This window comes from Nonomuraea fuscirosea (assembly GCF_003001935.1).
Taxonomy (GTDB): Bacteria; Actinomycetota; Actinomycetes; order Streptosporangiales; family Streptosporangiaceae; genus Nonomuraea; species Nonomuraea fuscirosea.
Window position 1 is genome coordinate 125,058 of record NZ_PVNG01000012.1, and the last position, 21,292, is coordinate 146,349.

A 21,292-nucleotide genomic window follows, 5' to 3' on the forward strand; every position below is an offset into this window, starting at 1 on the left:
CCGGGTGCGCGGACGCGCGCGTACCCGGACGCGCGGACGTTCAGAAGCGCAGGGAGGCGATGGCGGCGCGGTGGTCGCTGCCGGTCGCCGGGGCGACGCCCGCCTCGGTGGCGGTCATGCCCTTGAACAGGATGTGGTCCGGCCGGGTGATCGGGAACTCGGCCGGCCAGGTGAACCCGAACCCGTCGCCCGCCGCGCTCTGGGCGTCGGTCAGGGGCGGCGTCAGCCCGCGCATGCCCCGGTCGGTGGTGGCGGTGTTGAGGTCGCCGAGCAGCAGGATGCGCTTGCTCGGGTCGGCGTCGATGAGCCTGCGCGCCTGCGCCAGCGAGGCGTCCCGCGAGGTGGTGTGGCCGGGCCTGGCCGAGGCGAGGTGCATGACGTAGACGGTCACCTTGCCCTTGGGCGTGGAGACGACCGCCCGCAGCGCGCGCGGCCAGCCCATGCCGACGTCGAGCGGCTTGGTGTCGCTGATCGGATAGCGGCTCCACAGGCCGACCGTGCTGACCGGGTAGTGGTACTTGAACATCTTGTTGAGCTGTTTGGCCGCGGGCCCGCCGCTGGTCAGCTCCTGGGCGGCCAGGACGTCGAGGTCCTTGGCGATCGCACGTACGGCCTCGCCCGAGGCGCTGTTGCGCACGCCCACGTTGACGGTGCCGACGGTGAGGTCGCTGGGCCCGCCGGGCGGGGTGCGCAGGAGCGCGGAGCCGAACATCACCGCCCAGACCACCCCCGGCACCAGCGCGACGGCGGCGGCCCTGGTGGACCGTGCCATGGCGGCGGCCGCCAGCAGCACCGGGACCGCCAGCCCCAGCCAGGGCAGCAGGCTCTCCATGACAGGGGTGAATCCGCCGAACGCGGGGATCAGCTGATGACCCGCCAGGGCCACGGCCACCACGGCGGATACGACGACGACGACCCGGCTCAGCACTTGATCCAGGCTAGCGGCTCCCGGTGCGCCACGCCGACGCGATAGGGTGGTCCAGGCATAACAGAACATCATTCGGTTGGGCGGGAGAGCCGGGCATGCGCATCGGGATGGCACTCAATTACTCGGGCGGTTTCAAGGAGACGGTCGCCGAGCTGGCCGACTACGAGCGGGCCGGGCTCGACATCGTGTTCGTGGCGGAGGCGTACTCGTTCGACGCCGTCAGCCAGATGGGCTACATCGCGGCGAAGACCGAGCGGCTGCAGATCGCCTCCGGCATCCTGCCGATCTACTCGCGCACGCCGACGCTGCTGGCGATGACGGCGGCGGGCCTGGACTACGTCTCCGACGGGCGTTTCACGCTCGGCCTCGGAGCCTCGGGGCCGCAGGTGATCGAGGGCTTCCACGGGGTGCCGTACACCGCGCCGCTCGGGCGTACCAGGGAGGTCATCGAGATCTGCCGCCAGGTCTGGCGGCGTGAGCGGGTCAGCTTCGAGGGGCGCCACTACACCGTGCCGCTCCCCGCCGACCAGGGCACGGGCCTGGGCAAGCCGCTGAAGCTGATCAACCATCCGGTACGCGCCCGCATCCCCATCGTGGTCGCCGCGATCGGGCCCAAGAACGTCGAGCTGACCGCCGAGGTGGCGGAGGGCTGGGAGCCGATCTTCTACGTGCCCGAGAAGGCCGCCGACGTCTGGGGCCCCGCCCTGGCCGCGGGCAGGGCCAGGCGCGATCCCGAGCTGGGCGAGCTGGACGTGATCGCGCAGGCGTCGCTGGCGATCGGCGACGACGTGTCGGGGCTGCTGGAGTTCGGGCGGCCGATGGCGGCGCTCTACATCGGCGGCATGGGCGCCAAGGGCAGGAACTTCTACAACGACCTGGCCAGGCGCTACGGCTACGAGAAGGAGGCCGAGCTGATCCAGGAGCTCTACCTGGAGGGCAGGAAGGAGGAGGCGGCCGCGCAGGTCCCGGCGGAGCTGCTGGAGAAGATGTCGCTGATCGGCAGCGAGGGGTTCGTCCGCGACCGCGTGCGGGCGCTGAAGGAGTCGGGCGTGACCACGCTCAACGTGACGCCGCTGGGCCGGACGCACGAGGAGCGGCTGCGGCTGATCGAGACGATCAGGGAGATCGCCGCCGAGTGAGGTGAATCACCCCGGATGGGGGAATCCGGCTGAATTTACCGGTGTTGTAGCGCCTCGTGAGGTTCTCCGTGGTGATCGTGTGGCTCGTCGAGCGGCTGCACATCGATCTGTGCCGGTGGCACGGATCGATGTGTCACTGACCGCCGCCCCCGCGTTCGTCCCTGTCCTCACCCGGGCGCGCCCTCGGCATGCCCTCGCACCGGAAGTCGTACCCCTCCGTGAAGAGATTCTCCTTCTCCCTGCAGTTGCTGCTGGGCCTCGTCGCCGGCGTGGCGCTGGGCTTCGCCGCCAGAACGTGGGACGTGACCTGGCTGACCGAGACCCTGACCCGGGTCGGCCAGATCTTCGTCCAGCTGCTCAAGCTGGCCGTCCCGCCCCTCGTCTTCACCGCCGTGCTGGTCAGCGTGGCGAACCTGCGCAACGTCAGCGGCGCGGCCCGCCTGGCGGGCAAGACGCTGTTCTGGTTCCTCGCGACCGGGCTGGTCGCCGTCGTCGTCGGCATCGCCCTCGGCCTGGTCATCAACCCCGGCCAGGGCGTCACCCTCGACACCGGCGCCGCCAAGGCCCCCGAGCACGCCGGCACCTGGCTCGACTTCGTCACCGGCGTCCTGCCGACGAACATCGTCACCGCCTTCACCGAGATGAACGTGCTGCAGATCGTCTTCCTCGGGGCCGTGCTCGGCGCCGCGGCCCTCGCCGCCGGCGAGAAGGCCGAGCCGTTCCTCGGCCTCGCCCGCTCCGTGCTGGAGCTGGTGCAGAAGGCGCTGTGGTGGGTCATCCGCCTGGCCCCCATCGGGACCGCGGGCCTGATCGGCAAGGCCGTGTCCACGTACGGATGGGACCTGCTCGCGCCGCTGGCCAAGTTCAGCGCCGGGGTCTACATCGGCTGCTTCGTGGTGCTGCTGGCCGTGTACCCGGCCCTGCTGGCGCTCTGGGGCAAGGTCAGCCCCGTCGCCTTCTTCCGCAACGCCTGGCCCGCGATCGAGCTGGCCTTCGTCTCCCGCTCCTCGGTCGGCACGCTGCCGCTGACGCAGCGGGTCACCATCGAGCGCAACGGCGTGGACCGCGACTACGCCGCCTTCGCGGTGCCGTTCGGGGCGACCACCAAGATGGACGGCTGCGCCTCGATCTACCCCGCGCTGGCGGCGATCTTCGTGGCGCAGGTGTTCGGGGTGCAGCTCGGGGTGGGTGACTACCTGCTGATCGCGTTCGTGTCGGTGATCGGCTCGGCCGCGACGGCGGGGCTGACCGGCGCGACCGTCATGCTGACGCTCACGCTCAGCACGCTGGGGCTGCCGCTGGAAGGCGTCGGCCTGCTGCTGGCCATCGACCCGATCCTCGACATGATCCGCACCGCGACCAACGTGACGGGCCAGATGGTGGTGCCGGTGCTGGTGGCGCGGTCGGAGGGCCGCCTGGACACGGCGGTCTTCAACGCGCCGCCGCAGTCGCTCGACGACGCGCCCGCGCCGCGCGTCCCGCAGCCGGCCCTGGCCTGACAGTGCGGCGAAGGGAGGGGGCGGAGTTCCGTCCCCTCCCTTTCGCGTTCCCGTGAACGCCGCTGAACTTCGCACGGGACGCGTCCGGGGCGTTGGAGGGGCGGCGGTGGCCGTGGGGGCCTATGGTGGTCGGAAATCTCAACTTTCGAGTAATTGGCGGGGATATGTCCGACGCGACGGAGCGCGCGCCGTCCTTGATCGCTGACCGGTACCGGCTCGACGAGCGCATCGGCAGCGGCCCGATGGGCGAGGTGTGGCGCGGATACGACACGCGGGCCGACTGGGTGGTGGCCGTGAAGGTGCTCGGCGCCAAGGCCGCCGGCGCCGGCACCCGGGAGGTGCTCAGGCAGCACGCCCAGGCCGTGGCCAGGGTGATCCATCCGAACGTGGCCATGGTGCTGGACGTCGGCGAGCACGAAGGGGCGCCGTTCCTGGTGATGGAGTACCTCACCGGGAACAGCCTGCGCGAGGAGCGCGCCGCGCGCGGGCAGTTGCGGATCATGGAGGTGTGCGACCTGGTCGGCCAGGCGGCGGCCGGGCTCGACGCGGCGCACCGCGCCGGCGTCGTCCACGGTCAGGTCGATCCGGACAGCTTCCGCCTGGCGGGCAGCGGGGTGCTCAAGGTCGTCGGGTTCGGGATGGACGACCGCGAGCCGGTACGGGGCGACGAGCGGTACGCGGCGCCGGAACGGGCCGCGGGCCAGCCCGCGCAGGCCCCCGGCGACGTGTACGCGCTCGGCTGCGTCTGCTACGAGCTGCTGTGCGGGCGGGTGCCCGTGGAGACGGCGGGGGAGAACGGGGGACGGCCCGTCCCGCCCAGCGCGATCAGGAACGAGGTCTCGCCCGAGCTCGACCGGCTGCTGCTGGCCATGCTCGCCGAGGATCCGGCGCAGCGGCCCACCAGCGGGGAGAACATCCGCAGGACCCTGGCCGCCATCGCCCGGCCCAAACCCGCCCCCCAGGCTCCTCCTGCGGCGCCCGGTCAGACGGGCGCGATGGGCGCGGCGCCCGGTGTGGCGGGGGCGATGGGGGCGGTGGCCGGGTCCGGGCAGGGCGCCGGCTCTGGTGCCACCGAGGTGTTCCAGCACCTCGGCGGGCCGCCGCCGCGTGCCGGTGACACCGCCATCTACCAGGCGGGCGACCTGGAGCCCGCCCCGCCCTCAGGCCTCAACCGCAAGCTGATGATCCAGCTCGGCGTCGCCGTGCTGGTGATCGCGGCCGTGACGGTGGGCATGGTGATGTGGGCGGGAGCGAGGAGAGAGCCGCCGGTCGCGGTGCTGAGCCCGACGCCGACCCCCACACTCACGACCGAGGAGCCGCCCCCCACGACGCCGTTCCCCACGCCCACCGACGATGACGACGGATCCGGCCTGGTGCGCACGCTCGATCCCGACGACGAGCCGACCTCGCTGATCGAGACCGCCGCGCCCAAGGCGACCCTCGGGGACGTGGCGCCGGCCGGCGGGTACGGCAAGTGGCTGCAGCGGTTCGACGAGGCGATCACAGCGCAGGAGAAGGTGAACGGCATCAACCCCGCGGTCGCCGGCAAGGCCCACGAGAAGCTGCGGAAGGCGGCCAGGAAGGCTCGCGAGGGGCACGTCGACTCCGCGCTGGACCACGCCGCCGGCGTCTACCGCGACCTGGTGCGGGCCCAGGAGAAGGGCGACATGAACGGGTCGGGCCCCGCGGCGCGGTTCCTGCTCGACTGGCGCATCCCCGACCGGTACGGCCGGGGCGCCTGACGGCGGGCGAACCGGCCCGCCCTACGAGGTGAAGCGGCCCGCCTGACGGCGGCGAACCGGCCCGCCTGACGGGGCTGAACGGCTCGCGTGACGGGTGGCGATCCCGCTCGCCCGACAGGGCGAAGCGGACGGCGGTGACGATCGGGGCATACCGCGTAGGTTGATCTCATGACCTTCGACTATCCGGCGCGCCGGGCGCGGGTGGCCGGGCTGCTGCCCGCCCACGGGGTCCACGCCCTGCTCGTCACCTCGCCCGTCAACGTCCGCTACCTCACCGGGCTGGCCAGCTCGAACGCCGCCGTCCTGGTCCGGGCCGACGGCGGCGCGCTGCTGGTCACCGACAACCGCTACATCGAGGCGGCCCGCGCGCTCGACGTCCCCAGCGAGGAGGCGGCCGACGTGGCGGGCCGGCTGGCCGAGCCGGGTACGGGGATCGAGGCGGCGAGCATGAGCGTGGCCGCCTACCAGAGGCTCGGGGAGGGGCTCGTGCCGCTGGGGCCGGTGGTGGAGCCGCTGCGGGCGGTCAAGGACGAGGCCGAGCTGGACCGCATCCGTACCGCGTGCGAGATCACCGACCAGGCGTTCACCGACGTCTGCCCCGCCATCGCCCCCGGGATGACCGAGCGCGAACTGGCGCGCCTGCTGGAGAGCCGCATGGCCGAGCTCGGCGCCGACAAGCCGGCGTTCGACACCATTGTGGCCGCGGGGGAGAACGGCGCCGTCCCGCACCACGCCCCCACCTCCAGGGAGCTGCGCGCGGGAGACCTGGTCACGATGGACTTCGGCGCACGGTACGACGGCTACCACGCCGACATGACCAGGACGGTCAGCCTCGGCGCGCCCGCCGCCTGGCAGCGCGAGCTCTACGACCTCGTCGCCGCGGCGCAGCGGGCCGGCCGGCACGCCCTCGTCCCCGGCGCCACGGCCAGGGAGGTCGACACGGCGGCCCGTTCCGTCATCGCGGAGGCGGGCCACGGAGGCCACTTCAGGCACGGTCTCGGCCACGGTGTCGGCCTGGAGATCCACGAGGAGCCGTTCCTCGGCCCCGCCAGGACCGGTAGACTAGAGGATCGAGTTCCGATCACCGTCGAGCCCGGGGTTTATCTTCCTGGCCGGGGCGGGGTTCGCATCGAGGACACCCTGGTGACACGTGAGGGCGGGCCGGAACTTTTCACCAAGACGACCAAGGAGCTGCTCGTCCTTTAGAGCGGCCACACGCGGGAGAAGAACGAGTGGCGACGACCAACGACCTCAAGAACGGCATGGTGCTGAAGCTCGACGGCGGGGAGCTGTGGGCCGTTGTGGAGTTCCAGCACGTCAAGCCGGGCAAGGGCGGCGCGTTCGTGCGCACCAAGCTCAAGAACGTGCTCTCCGGCAAGGTCGTCGACAAGACCTTCAACGCCGGCGTCAAGGTCGACGTGGCCAACGTCGACAAGCGCGAGATGCAGTACTCGTACAAGGACGGCGACGACTTCGTCTTCATGGACACCGAGACCTACGACATGGTCAACGTGCCCCAGGGCACCGTCGGCACCGCCGCCAACTACATGCTGGAGAACACTCTGGCCACGGTCGCGTTCAACGAGGGCTCCGCGCTCTACGTCGACCTGCCCGCGGCCGTCGAGCTGACCATCTCCGAGACCGAGCCGGGCCTGCAGGGCGACCGCTCCACCGGCGGCACCAAGCCCGCCACGCTGGAGACGGGCGCCGAGATCAAGGTCCCGCTGTTCATCACCACCGGCGAGAGGGTCAAGGTCGACACCCGCAGCGGCGAATACCTCGGCCGGGCCTGAGGTGTCGGCACGCGGCAAAGCACGCAGAAGAGCGCTCGACATCCTCTTCGAGGCAGAGCTGCGCGGCGAGGATCCGCTGAAGATCCTCGCCGAGCGCGTGGAGCGGCAGGAGCCGCCGGTCAACGAATACACCTCGGCCATCGTCGAGGGCGTCGCCAGGCACCACGCGCGCATCGACGAACTGATCACCACCTACGCCGAGGGCTGGACGCTCGACCGGATGCCCGCGGTCGACCGTAACCTGCTGCGTGGCGGCACCTACGAGCTGCTGTGGATCCCCGACGTGCCGGAAGGCGTGGTCATCAGCGAGTGGGTGCACCTGGCGGGAGAGCTCTCGACCGACGAATCACCCCAGTTCGTCAACGGGCTGCTGGCCCGCTTCAAACAACTCAAGCCAAGCCTCACCCTTTAGACACCCCGTTTCGGCGGGCCTGGAGGGCGAGTTCGGGGTACGTTCCAACCACGCCGGCCCGCGCGGGCACGCGTGGCCAGGTCTGGCGACATCCGCCCGGCCTGTGACCGCGCACCTCGCGGCCGTACGGACAAGTGGCGCGTCACCAGCCGCGACGCGCCCCTTTCCGTGCTTGTGTGTCCGACACCGACACCGGCGCCCAGGTCCTGTGCCCGCATCCCCGCACCCCCGCTTCCGTGGCCGTTTCTGCGCCCGTGTGACCTGTGCGCCCGGTCTGCCCGGCCGGGCGTGTCCCGCACCTCCCTCCGATCCGCGGCAGCCCATGTGCTCCACGGCGAGCGGGAGCTCCCGCGTACGGCGTAGGCTGGGCCCGTCCACCAGTCCACGAGTCGAGTCCACGAGGAAAGCCCGGCGCGACGTGCACGTTCGCGAGGGCGACGGTCGCGAGGGCGGTCGTCGTCCGGGCGTCGCGAGGGAGAGGGAGGCGAGCCGACGTTGCGCGCTGAAGGCGTCACGAGGACCCCGGCGGTGCGGACCGCCGTCGTCTGGGACGCGTTGCGGTCCATGCTGGCCGAGCGCACGGCGGCCACCGGCCGCGAGTCGCTCGACATCGTCGACGCCGGCGGCGGCACCGGCGGGTTCGCGGTGCCGCTGGCCCTGCTCGGGCACGCCGTCACGGTCGTGGACCCGAGCCCCGACTCGCTGGCCGCGCTGGAGCGCCGCGCCAAGGAGAAGGGCGTCGCCGTGCGCGGCCTCCAGGGCGACGCCGCCGACCTCGGCGAGCTGCTCAGCCGCGACTGCGCCGACCTGGTGCTCTGCCACAGCGTGCTGGAATACGTGGAAGACCCGATCAGCGCGCTGACCGCGGTCGCGGGCCTGCTGCGCCGGGGCGGCGCCGTCAGCGTGCTGGCCGCCAACCCCGTGGCCAGCGCCATCCACCGCGCGCTGTCGGGGCAGTTCGACGAGGCCAGGGCGGTGCTGACCGATCCGCGGGGCAGCTGGGGCGACCGCGACCCCACGCCCCGGCGGTTCGCCGCCGGCACGCTGGTCGAGCTGCTGACCGCGACCGGCTTCTCGCCCGGTCCCGTCCACGGCGTGCGCGTGTTCGCCGACCTGGTGCCGAGCCGGCTGGTGGACGGCGAACCCGGCGCGGCCGAGGCCCTGGTGGCGCTGGAGCAGGCCGCCGCGACCCATCCCGTGCTGCGTGACGTCGCGACTCAGCTGCACGTCCTGGGGCACCGTATCTAGGGCTCGCGGAGAGGAAAGAAACGATGGTGGCCCCCCTCGGTATAGAACGTCTGTTCGGATAGAATCGGTCGCGTGTCCCGCAAGCAGATCACCGGCATCGGCCCCGCTCCACGGACCGGGGCCGATGACAGCGGCTGCCCGATCCTCCACGTCGACATGGACGCCTTCTACGCCAGCGTCGAGCTGCTCGAGCGCCCGGAGCTGCGCGGCCGCCCGGTGATCGTGGGCTCGCCGGCCGGGCGCGGCGTCGTGCTCAGCGCCACCTACGAGGCCAGGGCCCACGGCGTCCACTCCGCGATGCCGATGAGCAGGGCGCGCAGGCTCTGCCCGCAGGCCACGATCATCCCGCCCAGCCACGGGAAATACGCCGAGGTCTCCAAGGGCGTCATGGAGATCTTCCACGCCATCACCCCGCTGGTGGAGCCCATCGCCTCCGACGAGGCGTTCCTCGACGTCGGCGGCGCCAGGCGGCGGCTCGGCCCGCCCGCGGCCGTGGCCGCCATGATCAGGGAGCAGGTCCTCGACCGCTTCGGCATCACGTGCTCCGTGGGCGTGGCCAGCAGCAAATTCGTGGCAAAGCTCGCCTCCAAGCAGTGCAAGCCCGACGGGCTGCTGGTGGTGCCCGCCGGTCAGGTGGTCGACTTCCTCCATCCGCTGCCCGTCTCGGCCCTGTGGGGCGTCGGTGAGCGTACCGAGCAGTCCCTGGTGCGCCTGGGCATCCGTACGGTCGGAGACCTGGCCAGGGTGCCGCCCGCGACGCTCCAGCGCGAGCTGGGCCAGGCGGCGGGCGGCCATCTGGCCGCGCTGGCCTGGGGCCGCGACGAGCGGCCGGTGACCTCCCACGTGCCCGACAAGAGCATCGGCAACGAGGAGACGTTCGCGGCGGACGTGGACGATCCCGAGGTGATCAAGCGGGAGCTGCTGCGTCTTTCGGAGCGGGTGGCGGCGCGGATGCGTAAGGCCGGTCACGTGGGAAGAACTGTAAGTGTGAAGCTACGCCGAGCCGATTTCAGCACGATCACCCGCTCGCGCACGCTGCGTGAGCCCACCGACGTGGCCCAGGTCGTCTACGCCACCGCCGTCGAGCTGTTCGAGGCGGCCGGTCTCGATCGGGTGCGCATGCGCCTGGTAGGGGTCAGGATGGAAAATCTGCGACCGGCCGCGGAGGCCACCCGTCAGCTCGGTCTCGGCGAGAAGGAGACCGGGTGGCGCGAGGCGGAGCAGGCCATGGACAAGGCCATTCAGAGATTCGGACCCGATGCGGTGCTCCCGGCGTCGCTAGTACGTGGCAAGCTTGATGAAATAGAGACATGACGTTCGATGTCCGGACTTGGTGGGGGCATCCGTGTCAGGATTTTGGGGAGAGGGGGGCGAGATGGTCCACAATAGAGCCATGACGTCACCTCCGGTTTGGTCTGCGTTGGACGTTTGCTTTCGCCTACGTCTACAGCCTCGTATTCTGGGGATGACCGACCGCGAGGTTCGGACACCCCGTGTCGTCCGTTGCCGTCTTCCCCGTCCTGGGGCCGTCCTTGGGAGGCGCCGTGCCGCTCTCTGAGCACGAGCAGCGCTTGCTCGACCAGATCGAGCAGGCCCTCTACGCCGAGGACCCGAAGTGGGCCAACACCGTAAGGATCAGTGATCCGCGCAGCCATTACAAGCGCCGCCTGGTCAAAGCCTCCATCGGCTTTGCCCTCGGTGTCGTGGTGATGATGGTCGGCGTCGTCATGAGCGGCAGCGCTCTGATCCCGCTCGGCGTCGGCGGTTTCGTGGTCATGCTCGCCGCGTGTCTGTGGGGCTTGTCCAGCTGGAAAAAGATGAACGGGTTCGGTGACTCCTCCGCCCCCGCCGCCGGCGCCGCCGCTCCTCCGGGCAAGCAGGCCCGCCGGAGCAACCGGGGCACTTTCATGGAACGCATGGAAGAGCGCTGGCGCCGCCGTCACGACGAGCGCTGACCCGCCAGACCGACCGGTCGCGGCCGTCCCTCCGCACGGAGGGGCGGCCGCGTCGGGCCGGGGTTCCTTCTTGCACAGAAGGCCCCGTGAAGACCGGGGTTCCCCACCTGCGAACGGCCTGCGAAAGGTCAGGGTCGCCGCTGCGAAAGGCCCGCGACGGGACCGCGACAAGGCCCGCGCGGAGTAACGGCCGTGCCGGAGACGACGACGCGGCCGCCCCCTCCAGGGGAAACGGCCGCGTCGCCTCGTCCGCCGCTCAGGAGCCCTTCTGGGCCGCCGTCCGCCGCAACCCGATGTTCTCCAGCAGGTCGAACCCGTCGAGCAGCCGCTCACCCAGCAGCCGCAGCCGCCGCAGCGTAGACGGGGGCAGCAGGACCGCGCGCACCCGCCGTCCGCGTGACGTCGTCGCCGCCAGCGCCTGCCGCACCTTGCGCAGGTCCTTGCGCATGGGCTCGATCCGGCCCGCGTCCCTGGCGAACAGCACCCGCTCCACCGCCGAGGCGATGTTCGTGATGGCCGCAGCGGAGCCGGCGTCGAACTCGTACTGCTGGGTCAGCCGCCGCGCCAGCGCTCTCGGGGTCTCGCTGGCCCCGCGGGCCATGCCGTAGTCGTACAGGACGTCGTCCAGTTCGGCCCACGCGGCGGCCACCGACGTGTGACTCCTGCTCGACGCCATCCTGGCCGTCAGCTCGTCGGCGGGCTGCGCGACCTTGAAGCCCAGGCTGCGCACGCGCCTGTTCCTGGTCACCATCCGCACTCCCGCGGGGATCAGCAGGACGAGGAGCAGCGCCGCCGCCCCGATGCCGATCTGGGCGATCAGCGGCATCGAGTCGTCCGGCGGCAGCTCGCCCGGCAGGACCGTGCCCTCGCGGTCCACCTCGCGCGGGTTGCGGCGGGCCGACGGGTCCTGCGGCTCGTCGGCCGAGGAGCTGGTCGCCCCCGGCGTCGGGGACGTGGACTCCTCCGTGGTCTCAGGACGGGGCTGCGTGTACTCCGGCACGCGGGCGCTGCCCTGCCCGGCCGCCCCCGACGGGGTCGGTTCGAACGGCAGCCAGCCGACGCCCTCGAAGTACAGCTCCGGCCAGGAGTGGGAGTCGTTCGTGCCCACCTCCCACCGGTCGCCCATCTTGACGCCGCCGGTGTAGCCGATCGCCACCCGCGACGGGATGCCCACCAGCCTGGCCAGCACCGCCATCGAGGCGGCGAACTGCTCGCAGTAGCCCGTCCGGTCGCGCAGCAGGAAGTCCCGCAGCGCCGAGTTGCCGTGCCCCTGCGTGCGCAGGCTGTAGGTGAAGCCGCCGGTCCTGGTGAAGAACTCCTGCAGCTTCACCGCCGCCTCGTAGGTGGTGCCGGCGCCCGCGGTGACCTCGTCCGCCAGCTGGGCGATCTCGGGGGGCAGGTTCTCCGGCAGCCGGAGGAAGCGCGGGTCGGTGTTCGGCTGCGCGCCGTCGAGCGATTCGAGCAGGGACGCGGTCGGCTTCGGCTCGCTGGTGAGCACCTCGTACTCGATGCCGGCGGCCTCCTCGCGGGTGGAGAAGACCATCAGCGTGTCCACGTCGGCCCGCCAGTCGCCGTCCACCCTGATCTGCCGCGGCGGGTACGGCAGCGGCAGGAACCGCAGCCGCGCCAGGTCGTCGCTGATCTGGACGCTGGTGACCACGTTGGTGATCTGCGGGTCGCGACCGAGCCCGGGCGGCGGCGGCAGCGGGCCGTTCTCCGTCCTGTTCTGCGGCGCCCCCTTGGGCTGCGTCATCCCGAACTGCTGCCCGTCGAACGTGTCCAGCGCGTAGATCCGCAGGTAGCGCGGCGTGTCGTCGTTGTTGGTGTAGGTCAGCACGACCCGCCGCTCCGGCAGGTCCAGCTGCCCCTTCAGGCTGGCGATCGGGTTGGCGATGCTGATCGAGTTGCCCGGTCCCGAGCCCCTGCCGCCCACGCCGAACGTGAAGAACGACACCGGCTCCATCGCCGGCAGCGCCGCGGGCAGCAGCACCGCCAGCAGGATCGCGGCGAACCCGATGCGCTTGCCCGACAGCCGCAGGCCCCTGGTGTCGGCCGCGGCGCGAGCGCCGCCCGGCGCGGACCGGGACGGGGACGGCGACGTGGCCGAACGCGTCCTGCGCACCAGCACCGCCCGGCCCCAGTGGCCGACCCGTTCGCGTCCGTCGGAGATCAGCAGGCTGACGAAACCGAGCGCGGCCACGATGAACGCGGGCCAGCTGATCGGCTCGGCCAGGATCGTCGCCGGGACCGTGGCCAGCGCCAGCAGCGGCAGCCCGGCCAGGGCCGCCCGCCGTACGCGCGCGGCGAGCAGGTCGACCGCGATGGCGATGACCGCCACCCCGCCCGCGGTCAGCAGCGTGATGCCCCTCGTCTCCGGCACCGGCGCGGCGAAGCGCTGGATGTCGTCCCAGCCGGTGCCCAGCAGCCTGGCCAGCTCCAGCACCGACGACTTGGTGGGGATCACCACCGCCCACGCCTTGCCGGCGGCGAACGCGACGGTCAGGTAGACCCACGTCGCGGCCAGGCCGAGCAGCGGCGCCGCCCACGCGGGCAGGGACAGGCGGGAGCTGATGAGGCCCGCCGCGACCACGGCCAGCACGGCGCCGAGCGACGTCCAGAACCAGGTCCCGCCCTGGAAGAGCGGATAGAGCAGGATGGCCGCGGTGAACGAGGCCACTCCCGAGGCGATCGTGAGTCTCATGCCGCGCCCCCCGTGCGGTCGACCGTATATCTGCCGCGGCTGGCGGCGTCCTGCCACACGGAGGCGATCGAGGTGCCCGCCGGCAGGCGGACGATGCGCCAGCCGTACCCGGCCAGGACCGTCTCCACCGCCTGCTGGTTCTCGGCGGCGGCCTGGCCGCCGCCGCTCTCCCAGGTGCCCACGTCGAGCAGGACGGCCACGCCCGTGATGCCGCTGTGCCGCAGCCGGGCCAGCTCCCTGGCCTCCTCGGGGTCGAGCGCGCCGAGCACCGCCACGATCAGCCCGTCGCCGCCGCCCTGCCGCAGCGCCGACACCCCCATCTCCAGGGAGCGGGCCGGGCTGTGCCGGATCACGGCGAGCGTGTCGAGCAGCGAGTAGCTGAGCCCGTCGTCGGTCAGGTGCTCGGCGCCCTGGTCGGTCACCAGCCGCAGGCCGAGGCCCTCACGCGCGAGGTGCACGCCGATCGAGGCCGCCGCGGAGACCGCCACCTCGAAGGACGAGCGCGGGCCCTCGCCGCGGTGGGCGTGCCTGCGGGTGTCGAGCAGGAGGGCGCCGCGGCTCTGCCACTGCTGCTCCTCCCTGCGCACCATCAGCTCGCCGTAGCGGGCGGTCGAGCGCCAGTGCACCCGGCGCAGGTCGTCGCCCTGCCGGTATTCGCGCGGCGCCACGTCGTCGTCGCCGGCCGCCGCCACACTCCTGGTCCTGCTGTCGCCGCCGCCCGTCCACTCACCCGAGAGCCGTACGTGGGGCAGCGCCGCGACGTGCGGCGTCACCACGAGCGTGTCGCTGATCGTGAACGAGCGGGTCAGCTCGACCAGCCCGAACGGGTCGGCGATGCGGATGGCCAGCGGCCCGATCGTGTAGCGGCCGCGCAGGTCCGAGCGCACCCGGTAGTCGATCTCGCGCACGCCGCGCGGCTCCACCCGGTCGAGCACGAACCGGGGCCGCACGCCCAGCGCGTACGGGACCGTGTCCTCGATCAGCAGCAGGCCGGTCGGCAGCCGGGTCACGTTCTCCAGCCGGAGGGTCACGGTGGCCTCGCCGCCCACCTCGGCCCGCGGCGGGTCCAGGCGCCTGGCACAGCTCAGCCGGTAGCGCGTGCGCGCCACCACCATCGCGGCCAGCAGCGGCAGCGCCGTCACCAGGACCCCGATCCTGAACAGGTCGTTCTCCCCGAGGATGACGGCCATGAGCAGGGCCGCGATCCCGGAGGCGAGGAACGACCTGCCCCTGGAGGTCAGCGCCCGCAGTCCGGCCCTCACGACGCTCGCGTCTCCGGCACCGGCACGCGCCTGATCAGATCGGTCACCACCTGCTCGGGCAGCCGCCGCTGTCCCTGCGCCTCGACGCTGGGCAGCAGCCGGTGGGCCAGCACGGGGATGGCCAGGTCCTGCAGGTCGTCGGGGATGACGTAGTCACGGCCGGTCAGCGCCGCGTGCGCCCTGGCGGCCCGGACGAGCTGCAGCGTGGACCGGGGGGAGGCGCCGAGCCGCAGGTCGGGGGAGTGGCGGGTGGCCACGACCAGGTCGATGGCGTACTTCTTGACCGCCTGCGAGACATAGACGCCGCGTACGGCCTCGATGAGCGCGCGCACCTCCGCCGTCGTCGCGACCGGCTGGAGCTTGTCGAGCGGCGAGGTGCCCCCGTGCACGTCGAGCATCTCCAGCTCGGCGTGCGGCTCGGGGTAGCCCATCGCCACGCGCGCGGTGAAGCGGTCGCGCTGGGCCTCGGGGAGGGGATAGGTGCCCTCCATCTCGATGGGGTTCTGGGTGGCGATCACCATGAAGGGCGCGTCCAGCGGGTACGTCCTCCCGTCGACCGTCACCTGGTGCTCCTCCATGCACTCCAGCAGCGCGGACTGCGTCTTGGGGGAGGCCCGGTTGATCTCGTCGCCCACCACGATGTTGGCGAACACCGGGCCGGGCTTGAACTCGAACTCCCGGGTCTGCTGGTTGTAGGCGCTGACCCCCGTGATGTCACTGGGCAGCAGGTCGGGGGTGAACTGCACCCGCCGGACGGGACAGTCGATGGAGCGCGCGAGCGCCTTGGCCAGCATCGTCTTGCCGACGCCGGGCACGTCCTCGATCAGCAGGTGGCCTTCGGCGAGCAGGACCGTCAGCGTCAGACGGACGGCGTCGCTCTTACCCTCGATCACCGATTCGATCGCCTGCCGAATCCGGTGGGCGGTGGAGACCAGCTCGTCGAGCTGGGGAGGGACGTCATGGGTTACTGCCACCAGGCCTCCATGAGAAGTGCGACGGCTGTCCCGTTCGGTGCCTTTGCGGGAGCCATGCCATTCCTTTTCCATTGTCTGTACGACCCTACGACGCTGTGGGTTCTTCAGCGACATTTGTGGATATTCAGGGAACCCCGGCGATGTTCCGGTTCATGTCGCATACAGGTGCGAATCCCGTGACACAGCGCACCCGCCAAGCGCTCCACTTTCCTCCCCGCCGGGCTCCCCGTACGCCCTCCGCCCCTATTTCCACGGCGATTCAAACCCTCGACACGCCCATGAGGGTTGACCGCGCGCTCACCCCCCTCCACTCCGCTCCATCGCTCTGACCTGCGGTAACGCAAGGGAAACCGATGATGAAGACGGTTCGAATCAGTTGACGGTGGGGAGAAGTGGAGTATGGTGGTGCGCAGTGGAGAGCCCGGCTCACCAGCGCTGAGCGCTTCACGAGGCACGGGAGGTGGGGCCGATGTTCCTCGGCACCCATCAACCGCGTCTGGACGACAAGGGACGGCTGTTCCTGCCGGCTAAGTACCGTGAGGAGCTGGCGGAGGGTCTTGTGATCACCAAAGGCCAGGAGCGATGCCTCTACGTCTTTCCCGTGGAGGAGTTCCAGCGCATTACCGAGGCTCTCAGCACCGCCCCGGTCACCGCCAAGGCGGTGCGTGACTACAGCCGCGTCTTCTTCGCCAGTGCGTCCGACGAGAAACCAGACAAACAAGGACGCATCACGATCCCGCAGAGCCTCCGCCAGTACGCGGGGCTGGAACGTGACTGCGTCGTCATCGGGGCCAACACCCGGCTGGAGATCTGGGACGCGCAGGCCTGGGACACCTATCTCAGCGCGCAGGAGCAGGCGTTCGCCGAGCTGTCGGAGGAGGTGCTGCCAGGGATTCTGTAGTGACCACGGTCGATCCGTCGGTGATGTCGTTCGGCGAGGTCTCCACCCGCAACCACTGTCCGCCAGCTGATGCACCTTCCCCGGTGTCAGATGGCGGGCGTCCACGAAGAGGGTGCGGATGGGGACCTGGCCGGACGGCGCCGGGGTGGGGACCCAGGAAGAACCGGCGAACGATCGGCGATACGCGTCATCCGCGAGCAAGGACGCGAGAGGGGGGTTGGAGATGGACGACAACGTCGGCACGGGCGGTCACGTTCCGGTGATGCTCGAGCGCGTTCTGGAGCTGCTCGCCCCCGCGCTGGCCGGGCCCGCACCCGTCGTCGTCGACGCCAACCTCGGCCTCGGCGGCCACTCGGAGGCCCTGCTCGCCGCACACCCCGCACTGCACCTGATCGGGATCGACCGCGACCCTTTCGCGATCGAGTTCTCCACCCGCAGGCTCAGCCCCTACGCGGACCGGACCACCCTGGTCCACGCCTCCTCCGGCGACCTGGCCGAGGTGCTCGACCAGGCGGGCCGTCCGGTCATCGACGGGGCGCTGTTCGACCTGGGGGTCTCCTCCCCGCAGCTCGACGAGGCCGAGCGCGGCTTCGCCTACTCCTATGACGCCCCGCTAGACATGCGGATGGACACCTCGCAGGAGCTGACGGCCGAGCGGGTGGTCAACACCTACTCCGCCCGGGAGCTCGCGCGCATCCTGCGCGACTACGGCGAGGAGAGATTCGCTCAGCGTGTCGCGGGCCTGATCATCAAAGAACGGGCCAAAGAGGCAATAACCTCGACGAAGCGGCTGGCGGACATCGTGCGCGACGCGATCCCCGCCGCTACCCGGCGCACCGGGGGCAACCCCGCCAAGAGGACTTTCCAGGCGCTGCGTATCGAGGTGAACGCGGAGCTGTCCGCCCTGGAGGCGGCGCTGCCCGCGGCACTCGACGCGCTGACGCTCGGTGGGCGAGTGGTCGTGCTCTCCTACCACTCACTCGAGGACCGGCTCACCAAGCAGGCCCTCACGGCGCGAACCAAGGACACCGGCCCACCAGGGCTGCCCGTCCCGCTACCGGCTCACCAGCCGAGGTTCCGCCTGCTGACGAGGGGAGCGGAGCTCCCAAGCGACGAAGAGCTCGCCCGCAACCCGCGGGCGGCCTCGGCCCGGCTACGGGCGGCAGAGAGGATCCGTGTTGACGACTGAGCAGGAGACCGGCAGGGGTGCGCCTGTCCGCCGTGCCGTGCCCAAGACGGGCACGCGCCGGTCGGCGACGTCGTACCAGCCCAAGCCGCGTCCCCGTCCCGACACCCGCCCCGAGACCGACGGCAAGGTGCCGGCCGGCGAGCGTGAGCGCGCCGGCGGCAGCAGGCCCGTGGGCGAGCGCGCCGACGGCAGGAGAGCCGCCGGTGAGCGCGAGCGTGCCGAGGGCAAGAGCCCGGTCGGCGAGCGGGCCCGCCCCGAGGGCAGGACGCCGGGCGAACGGCCGCGCGCCGAGCCCAAGGCGCCGGCGCGCGGCCGGGCCAAGGCGGGCGCGACGCCGGTCCGCACGCGTCCCGCGACGAGCCGCACCGCGCCGCCCGCCGAGCGGGCGCGTCCCGCCGGCGCGGGCAAGCGGCCGGCCGGTACGGCACGCCCCGAGACCGGTGCCGCGACGTCGTCCCGTCCCGCCGCACGGCGGCAGCCGACGCGCCGGCAGCGGGCGCCGTTCGTGCTGCTCGTCGTCGGCCTGCTCTGCGGCGGCCTCGTCAGCCTGCTGCTGCTCAACACCATGCTGGCCCAGGACGCGATCACCGACGCGTCGCTGCGCGAGCAGATCGCGGTGGCCGAGCAGGAGAAGGAGAAGATCGAGCAGGAGTACCAGCGCAAGACGCAGCCCGGCGTCATCGCCGACCTGGCCGACAAGCAGGGCCTCAGCCGCAGGTGGGACGAGGTCAACCCGTGGACCGGCGGCACGACCGACACACAGCCCGGCCAGGCGGACAGCACACGGTGAGCGGTTCGGGCGGCAGGGGGCAGGGACCCGGCCGCGGCGCAGGCGGCGCCGGCTCTCAAGGAGGGCCAGGCGCCGCTCGTCGTACGCCGGGGGGACCGGGCAGGAGCGGGCGTCAGGGCGGCCGCTCCGACGGCGGCCGTTCTGACGGTGGCCGTTTCGACGAGGATCGTTTCGACGACGGGCGCTCCGACGACGGCCGGTCCGACGGTGACCGTTCTGACGGCGGTCGTTCCTCCGGTACGGGCCGCTCCGGTTCGGCGGAGAATCCGCCGCGGCGGCCCCGCGACCGGCTCGACCCCCTCGACCTGCCGTTCGGGCACGACGACGGCCGGACCCGCCCGCCGCGCGAGCCGGGCGAGGAGCCGCGCGGCCGGTCGCGGCCCGGCGACGACGGCCCACAGGGCCGCTCACGGGGACGCTCACAGGGCCGCTCACGGGACGACGGCCCGCGCGGGCGCTCGCGCGACCGCGACGACGACGACCCGCCGAGGAGGCGCGCCCCGCAGTCGCGCGACGACGGCGACCGGCCCAGAGGCCGCGCGCCCCGGTCACGCGACGAGGACGAGCGGCTCAGAGGACGTGTCCAGGGCCGCGACGAGCGCGCGAGCGGCCGTTCCGGCGATCGAGCCGGTGACAGGGCCGGTGACAGGGCCGGTGAGCGAGGCCCCGGCAGGCCGGGTGACGGCTCCGCCGGCAGGGCGGCCGACCGGGCCGCGGATCGGGCCGCGGATCGGGCCGCGGATCGGGCCGCGGATCGGGCCGCGGATCGGGCCGCGGATCGGGCGGAGGACCGGCGCAGGCCCGGCCGGCAGGAGGACGCGCCCGGACGCCGTACGCCCGCGAGCAGACCCCCCGCAGGGGGATCCCGGCCGGACGCGGCGCGCGGCCGGACCACGGCGGGGACCACGGGCCGGACGACGGGCCGGACCACGGGCCGGACCACGGGGCGCCGCGACGGAGACGGGCCGCCGCCCAGGGGCCCGCGCAGGCCGCCACCGCCGCCGCGCCCGCCGCTGGTGCTGCGGCTGGGCAGCCCGCGCAGGCGGATCAACATCGGCCTCATCGGCATGACGTTCGTGCTGTCGATCTTCGCCGGGCGGCTCATCCAGATGCAGGGCCTGGAGTCCAAGGTGTACGCGGCGGCCGCGGCCGACCAGCGCCAGCACACCGAGACGATCCCGGCCAAGCGCGGCTCGATCACCGACGTCCACGGCAACGAGCTGGCCGTCACGGTCGAAGCCCGCGAGGTGTCGATCGACCCGACCAAGGTCCCCGCGGCCGTACGCGCGGGCGCGGCCAAGCTCCTCGCCCAGCAGCTCGGCAAGGACGAGCGGGAGATCGCCGCGAAGCTGAGCAGGACCGGCACCCACTACCAGCTCCTGGCCAGGGACGTCGACCCCGTCGTGGCCACCCGGCTGCTCCAGGCGCCCATCCCCGCGCTGGCGGCCAAGAAGACGTACCGGCGGCTCTACCCGGCGGGCGACCTGGCGGGCAGCCTCATCGGGTTCGTCGGCGACGAGGGCAGCGGCCTCGGCGGCATGGAGCAGGCGAAGAACTCCCTGCTGGCCGGCCGCGACGGCAAGAAACGCGTCGAGACCGGCCGCGACGGCCAGCAGATCCCGATGACCAGCAGCGAGCGCACCGCGCCGGAGGACGGCCAGGACGTGCGGCTGACCATCGACCGCGACATCCAGTGGGCCGCCCAGAAGTCGATCGGCGACCAGGTGCGCAAGTCCGGCGCCGAGAGCGGCACCGTGATCGTCATGGACGTGCGGACGGCGCAGATCGTGGCCATGGCCAACGCCCCCGAGCTCGACCTGAACAACTGGCGCAAGGCCCCGCAGTCCCACTACGTCAACAAGGCCGCCGCCGACGTCTTCGAGCCCGGCAGCACCAACAAGGTGATCACCGCGGCCGCCGCGCTGGAGGCCGGCGAGGTGACGCCCGACACGGTCTTCCAGGTGCCCGACCGGATCAGGTGCACCGACCAGGTGCTGCGCGACGCCCACGCGCACAAGACGGAGTCGATGACGTTCCGGCAGGCCATGGCCCAGTCCAGCAACGTGGCCACGGTCATGGCGGCGCGTAAGGTGGGCAGCGAGCGGCTGCACAGGATGCTCACCGCGTTCGGCTTCGGCAGCACGCCGGGTGGCGGCGTGCCCGGCGCCGAGGCGGGCCTGCTGCCCGACTACAAGAAGTGGTCGGGCAGCCAGAACTGCACGGTCGCCTACGGGCAGGGCGTGTCGGTGACCGCGCTGCAGATGGCCAGCGTCTACCAGACCATCGCCAACGGCGGCGTCAAGATCGAGCCGCGGATCGTGGCCGGCACGAAGGACGCGACGGGCAGGTTCGTCCCCGCTCCTCCCGGTAAGCAGACCAAGGTGGTGAGTGAGACGACGGCCAGGGAGATCTCGACGATGCTGGAGAGCGCTGTGGGCGAGGAGGGCACCGGCCAGCTGGCCGCCATCGACGGCTACCGGGTGGCGGGCAAGACCGGCACGGCCAACCGCTACGACGCCAGGCTCGGCCGCTACGACGGCTACACCGCCTCTTTCGTCGGGTTCGCACCGGCCGACGATCCGCGGCTGGTGGTGCTCTCGGTGCTGCAGAACCCGAAGAACGGCCACTTCGGCGGGCAGTTGGCGGCCCCCGTGTTCAAGGATGTGATGACGTTCGCCATCAAGAGCATGAAGATTCCACCCACGGGCTCCGCCGCGCCGCAGGTGCGGATGCGCGCGGGACAGTGACCAGGGAAGGTA

17 protein-coding genes are annotated in these 21,292 nt (G+C 72.0%); 13 read left to right on the forward strand and 4 right to left on the reverse strand.

What is annotated here, in order from left to right; genetic code table 11:
* Positions 1–40 precede the first annotated feature (40 nt).
* The gene (locus B0I32_RS27170; protein ID WP_245956056.1) at positions 41–928 is read right to left on the reverse strand and encodes an endonuclease/exonuclease/phosphatase family protein; all 888 of its coding nucleotides are present in this window, start codon (positions 926–928) and stop codon (positions 41–43) included.
* Positions 929–1,023: 95 nt separating this feature from the next.
* Between B0I32_RS27170 and B0I32_RS27175 the strand changes: the two genes are divergently transcribed.
* The 9 genes from B0I32_RS27175 (at position 1,024) to B0I32_RS27215 (ending at position 10,716) form a co-directional block, all read left to right on the forward strand.
* Positions 1,024–2,067, forward strand: a complete 1,044-nt coding sequence (locus B0I32_RS27175; RefSeq protein ID WP_106244576.1) for an LLM class F420-dependent oxidoreductase — start codon at positions 1,024–1,026, stop codon at positions 2,065–2,067.
* Positions 2,068–2,285: 218 nt separating this feature from the next.
* Positions 2,286–3,566, forward strand: a complete 1,281-nt coding sequence (locus tag B0I32_RS27180) for a dicarboxylate/amino acid:cation symporter (RefSeq protein ID WP_245956057.1) — start codon at positions 2,286–2,288, stop codon at positions 3,564–3,566.
* A 194-nt stretch (positions 3,567–3,760) separates the two neighbouring features.
* Entirely contained in the window at positions 3,761–5,308 is a 1,548-nt protein-coding gene (locus tag B0I32_RS27185) for a serine/threonine-protein kinase (protein ID WP_181307829.1), read from the forward strand.
* A gap of 168 nt (positions 5,309–5,476) precedes the next feature.
* Positions 5,477–6,514: a M24 family metallopeptidase gene (locus B0I32_RS27190; RefSeq protein ID WP_106244582.1), complete on the forward strand. Its 1,038-nt coding sequence runs from the start codon at positions 5,477–5,479 to the stop codon at positions 6,512–6,514.
* Between the two features lie 26 nt (positions 6,515–6,540).
* Positions 6,541–7,101, forward strand: coding sequence for an elongation factor P (gene efp, locus B0I32_RS27195; RefSeq protein ID WP_106244583.1), 561 nt, complete (start codon positions 6,541–6,543; stop codon positions 7,099–7,101).
* A 1-nt stretch (position 7,102) separates the two neighbouring features.
* Positions 7,103–7,513 (forward strand): transcription antitermination factor NusB, encoded by a 411-nt coding sequence (gene nusB, locus B0I32_RS27200; RefSeq protein WP_106244585.1) that lies wholly within the window; start codon positions 7,103–7,105, stop codon positions 7,511–7,513.
* A gap of 528 nt (positions 7,514–8,041) precedes the next feature.
* Positions 8,042–8,761 carry a methyltransferase domain-containing protein gene (locus tag B0I32_RS27205; RefSeq protein ID WP_245956058.1) on the forward strand — a complete coding sequence of 240 codons (720 nt, stop codon included), beginning with the start codon at positions 8,042–8,044 and terminating at the stop codon, positions 8,759–8,761.
* Positions 8,762–8,833: 72 nt separating this feature from the next.
* Positions 8,834–10,075 carry a DNA polymerase IV gene (locus B0I32_RS27210; protein WP_106244587.1) on the forward strand — a complete coding sequence of 414 codons (1,242 nt, stop codon included), beginning with the start codon at positions 8,834–8,836 and terminating at the stop codon, positions 10,073–10,075.
* A 230-nt stretch (positions 10,076–10,305) separates the two neighbouring features.
* The gene (locus tag B0I32_RS27215) at positions 10,306–10,716 is read left to right on the forward strand and encodes a DUF3040 domain-containing protein (RefSeq protein ID WP_106244899.1); all 411 of its coding nucleotides are present in this window, start codon (positions 10,306–10,308) and stop codon (positions 10,714–10,716) included.
* Between the two features lie 256 nt (positions 10,717–10,972).
* On the opposite strand, the gene B0I32_RS27220 is transcribed toward B0I32_RS27215, so the two are convergent.
* From B0I32_RS27220 to B0I32_RS27230, 3 genes are read right to left on the reverse strand one after another with little or no spacing between them, the layout of a single operon-like run.
* The gene (locus B0I32_RS27220; protein WP_106244588.1) at positions 10,973–13,417 is read right to left on the reverse strand and encodes a transglutaminase TgpA family protein; all 2,445 of its coding nucleotides are present in this window, start codon (positions 13,415–13,417) and stop codon (positions 10,973–10,975) included.
* Complete coding sequence (locus B0I32_RS27225) at positions 13,414–14,679, reverse strand: DUF58 domain-containing protein (RefSeq protein ID WP_106244590.1); 1,266 nt, start codon at positions 14,677–14,679, stop codon at positions 13,414–13,416. Before B0I32_RS27225 ends, B0I32_RS27220 begins: the two co-directional genes overlap by 4 nt.
* Complete coding sequence (locus B0I32_RS27230; RefSeq protein ID WP_425438115.1) at positions 14,676–15,725, reverse strand: AAA family ATPase; 1,050 nt, start codon at positions 15,723–15,725, stop codon at positions 14,676–14,678. The genes B0I32_RS27225 and B0I32_RS27230 overlap by 4 nt, the downstream gene beginning before the upstream one ends.
* Before the next feature lie 397 nt (positions 15,726–16,122).
* Between B0I32_RS27230 and mraZ the strand changes: the two genes are divergently transcribed.
* The 4 genes from mraZ to B0I32_RS62065 all read left to right on the forward strand — a co-directional run bounded on the left by mraZ (position 16,123) and on the right by B0I32_RS62065 (position 21,280).
* Positions 16,123–16,554, forward strand: a complete 432-nt coding sequence (gene mraZ, locus B0I32_RS27235) for a division/cell wall cluster transcriptional repressor MraZ (RefSeq protein WP_106244593.1) — start codon at positions 16,123–16,125, stop codon at positions 16,552–16,554.
* A gap of 223 nt (positions 16,555–16,777) precedes the next feature.
* Positions 16,778–17,743, forward strand: coding sequence for a 16S rRNA (cytosine(1402)-N(4))-methyltransferase RsmH (rsmH, locus tag B0I32_RS27240; protein WP_106244595.1), 966 nt, complete (start codon positions 16,778–16,780; stop codon positions 17,741–17,743).
* Complete coding sequence (locus tag B0I32_RS27245) at positions 17,733–18,533, forward strand: hypothetical protein (protein ID WP_146178334.1); 801 nt, start codon at positions 17,733–17,735, stop codon at positions 18,531–18,533. Before rsmH ends, B0I32_RS27245 begins: the two co-directional genes overlap by 11 nt.
* Before the next feature lie 1,016 nt (positions 18,534–19,549).
* Positions 19,550–21,280, forward strand: a complete 1,731-nt coding sequence (locus B0I32_RS62065) for a peptidoglycan D,D-transpeptidase FtsI family protein (RefSeq protein ID WP_483870142.1) — start codon at positions 19,550–19,552, stop codon at positions 21,278–21,280.
* The last annotated feature ends 12 nt before the right edge of the window (positions 21,281–21,292 follow it).

Excerpts from the sequence above, each read along its gene's own strand:
- B0I32_RS27220 (WP_106244588.1), bottom strand. The coding sequence starts at position 13,417 with ATGAGACTCACGATCGCCTCGGGAGTGGCCTCGTTCACCGCGGCCATC.
- rsmH (WP_106244595.1), top strand. The coding sequence starts at position 16,778 with ATGGACGACAACGTCGGCACGGGCGGTCACGTTCCGGTGATGCTCGAG.
- B0I32_RS27175 (WP_106244576.1), top strand. The coding sequence starts at position 1,024 with ATGCGCATCGGGATGGCACTCAATTACTCGGGCGGTTTCAAGGAGACG.
- B0I32_RS27230 (WP_425438115.1), bottom strand. The coding sequence starts at position 15,725 with ATGGAAAAGGAATGGCATGGCTCCCGCAAAGGCACCGAACGGGACAGC.
- B0I32_RS27190 (WP_106244582.1), top strand. The coding sequence starts at position 5,477 with ATGACCTTCGACTATCCGGCGCGCCGGGCGCGGGTGGCCGGGCTGCTG.
- mraZ (WP_106244593.1), top strand. The coding sequence starts at position 16,123 with ATGTTCCTCGGCACCCATCAACCGCGTCTGGACGACAAGGGACGGCTG.